We start from the raw sequence: 2,362 nt of genomic DNA, 5'->3' as shown, positions 1-2,362 counted from the left end.
TTTGAGAGAGTGAGTAGTAAGCTTCACCTCGCCGTTCGCCCAGAGAAGCTTAGAATCTCAAGCGAGATTCTTCCGTCTTCTTACTTTTCTTTCCCTGGGGAAGTCGATGCGGTCGTTTACCATGGAAGTGAGAGCCATGTGTACCTGAAGACGGATGCGGGTCCTTTTTTATGTGCAACACTCACGAACCTCAGCCGAAGTTCCATCCGTCCAAAAAAAGGCGAGGGACTTTGGATTGGGTGGGCTCCTGAAGATACTCTAGTTCTATCAGAGTGAGCCTTAGGCAGAGCTAACTCGTTTATCAAATCAATTCTGAATGTTAAGTTACAATCGACTAATGCGCCAGTCACCAGAGTAAACGTTCACAGAGTTTTCTCGCAGAAATCCAAGCAAGGTCAGATCAAATTCTTCAGCTAATTCTATTGCAAGGGAGCTTGGGGCTCCAATTCCGACTAAGTTTGGGATTCCCGCTAGAAGTGCCTTCTGCACCAACTCGAAGCTGATTCTGCCACTCACCAACAAAATCGCATCCTCAGCAGGAACGAATTTCTTATCCAGACTCCAGCCAACAACTTTATCAAGTGCGTTGTGCCGACCAACATCCTCTCTCAAACAAATCAAATTCCCATCGTAATGGAAAAGTCCTGAGGCGTGGACACCTCCAGTACTTCGAAACATATTTTGTGAGCTAGAGAGCTGCTCCAAAAAAGTCCCTAGAGATAGATCCCCTGGCCAGGGAGCTCCCCTAGGTTGACTTATTTCAAAATTTTTGAGGCTTTGTAGAGACTGACGCCCGCAAATTCCACAGCTAGATTGCACAGCTGTTCTTCGATTCAGGCGGCTCCAGGCAACTCGAGTTCCTGCAGATAGTTCCACAACAATTACATTTTCTGAAACTTCCAGCCTGGGGTCTGACGATCTTTTCACTGACTGAATCGACTCTATGTCCCTAATTAATCCTTCTGACCAAAGGAATCCAAGAGCCAATTCTTTGTCATTACCTGGGGTACGCATCGTTGTAGCTACCCGAAGCGTAAAGCCATCAACAGACAACCTGATTTCAAGAGGTTCTTCAACGGCAACAGCATCAAGAAGGGAGTTTCTAGAGCCATCCTTTTGCAGGACTTTGACTTTGAACTCACGGATCGACTTCACAGATTTGGAGAGATGAATTGAAATGAAAATGAGAAATATGGAATTTCTTAGGTCACCAGTTTAGGCGAAGACCAACTGCACCTTGGATTTCACCATAGCTAGTCCCTGGAAGAAACAACTGGGCGACATCTAAACCAACAAACCATACCAAATTCGTTGGGATTGCCTCCATAGAGCCACTCCAACCCATGTGAAAAATGGTCGTCGAAGCCGGTTCTCCCTTTTTATTCTCCGCTTTGGCAGCCGCATTCCATCTCAAATGCCTGAGTGAAATTTGGGCTCCTTTCCCTACAGGGTCCCGCCATTGGTCATGAAGAACTATCTCCAGACCTTGGCCAGATGATAAAAGGAAATGATCTCCAAGTTTGCTGTCAGTACCCAGACTGGCCCGCGGAACAAACAGCACTAAACTTTGCAGATATCTTTGTGGACCACCGTCCTCTCGGTCCATCATGTAAATTCCCACACCAGTAGCAACGCTAGTGTAGGAACTGCCACGATTGCCAAACGTTTGATAGTTGTAAAGCTCAGGTTGGACTGAGTTCTGTGCGATAACATTTGTGGGGAGCAACCCCAAAAGGATCAGGCCCCAACAAAATCTTAATAAATTTAACTTCATTGCCAGTTAATCATCTTCCATGAAGTAAGGGGTGGACATTCCAAATCTGGGTTGCATATTCCCTGATCGTACGATCACTTGAAAATTTGCCAACTTTGGCAGTATTTGCAATCGACATCTGAGTCCAGGTAGGAACATCTTGATAAGTTTTTCCAACTAACTCTTGACAAGCAGAGTAAGCATCAAAATCTGCAAGAAGTAAGTAATGATCATTATAAATCAGAGAATCGATAAGATCCCGATAACGTTGAGGCTCTTGGGGATTGAAAAAACCAGATCCAACAAGATCTAGTACATTCTGTACTCGGGGATTTTCATTATAGATCTGCTGAGGATCATATTCATTTGCTCTCAAATGCTGAACATCATTCGCCTTCATCCCAAAGGTAAAGATATTCTCTGATCCAACTTCCTCTCCAATTTCGATTGTCGCACCATCGTGGGTCCCGAGTAGGATGCAGCCGTTTAAAGAAAATTTCATGTTACTGGTACCCGAAGCCTCTGTCCCTGCTGTAGAAATATGTTCTGAGACCTCGCTGGCCGCGATGATCTCTTCCGAGCTGGACACACCATAATTGGTTACAAATA

Annotated in this window: 4 protein-coding genes; 1 reads left to right on the top strand and 3 read right to left on the bottom strand. The window is 45.1% G+C overall.

Annotated features, from left to right (window positions below; all coding sequences use genetic code 11):
* The coding region (locus P8O70_15705; GenBank protein ID MDG2198287.1) for a TOBE domain-containing protein at window positions 1–276 on the top strand (276 nt) is incomplete at its 5' end.
* A 48-nt stretch (window positions 277–324) separates the two neighbouring features.
* Here the strand turns inward: P8O70_15705 and fdhD are convergent.
* The 3 genes from fdhD to P8O70_15690 all read right to left on the bottom strand — a co-directional run.
* A complete protein-coding gene (gene fdhD, locus P8O70_15700; protein ID MDG2198286.1) occupies window positions 325–1,155 on the bottom strand; it encodes a formate dehydrogenase accessory sulfurtransferase FdhD in 831 nt (276 codons plus the stop codon).
* A 52-nt stretch (window positions 1,156–1,207) separates the two neighbouring features.
* Window positions 1,208–1,774, bottom strand: a complete 567-nt coding sequence (locus tag P8O70_15695; GenBank protein MDG2198285.1) for a hypothetical protein — start codon at window positions 1,772–1,774, stop codon at window positions 1,208–1,210.
* A 10-nt stretch (window positions 1,775–1,784) separates the two neighbouring features.
* A partial coding sequence (locus tag P8O70_15690; GenBank protein MDG2198284.1) for a glycogen/starch/alpha-glucan phosphorylase occupies window positions 1,785–2,362 on the bottom strand: 578 nt, incomplete at its 5' end.

The sequence above is a fragment of the SAR324 cluster bacterium genome (genome assembly GCA_029245725.1).
In the GTDB taxonomy this organism is placed as follows: domain Bacteria; phylum SAR324; class SAR324; order SAR324; family NAC60-12; genus JCVI-SCAAA005.
The sequence above is the reverse complement of the archived record's forward strand: the minus strand, read 5'-3'. Positions and strand labels throughout refer to the sequence as shown.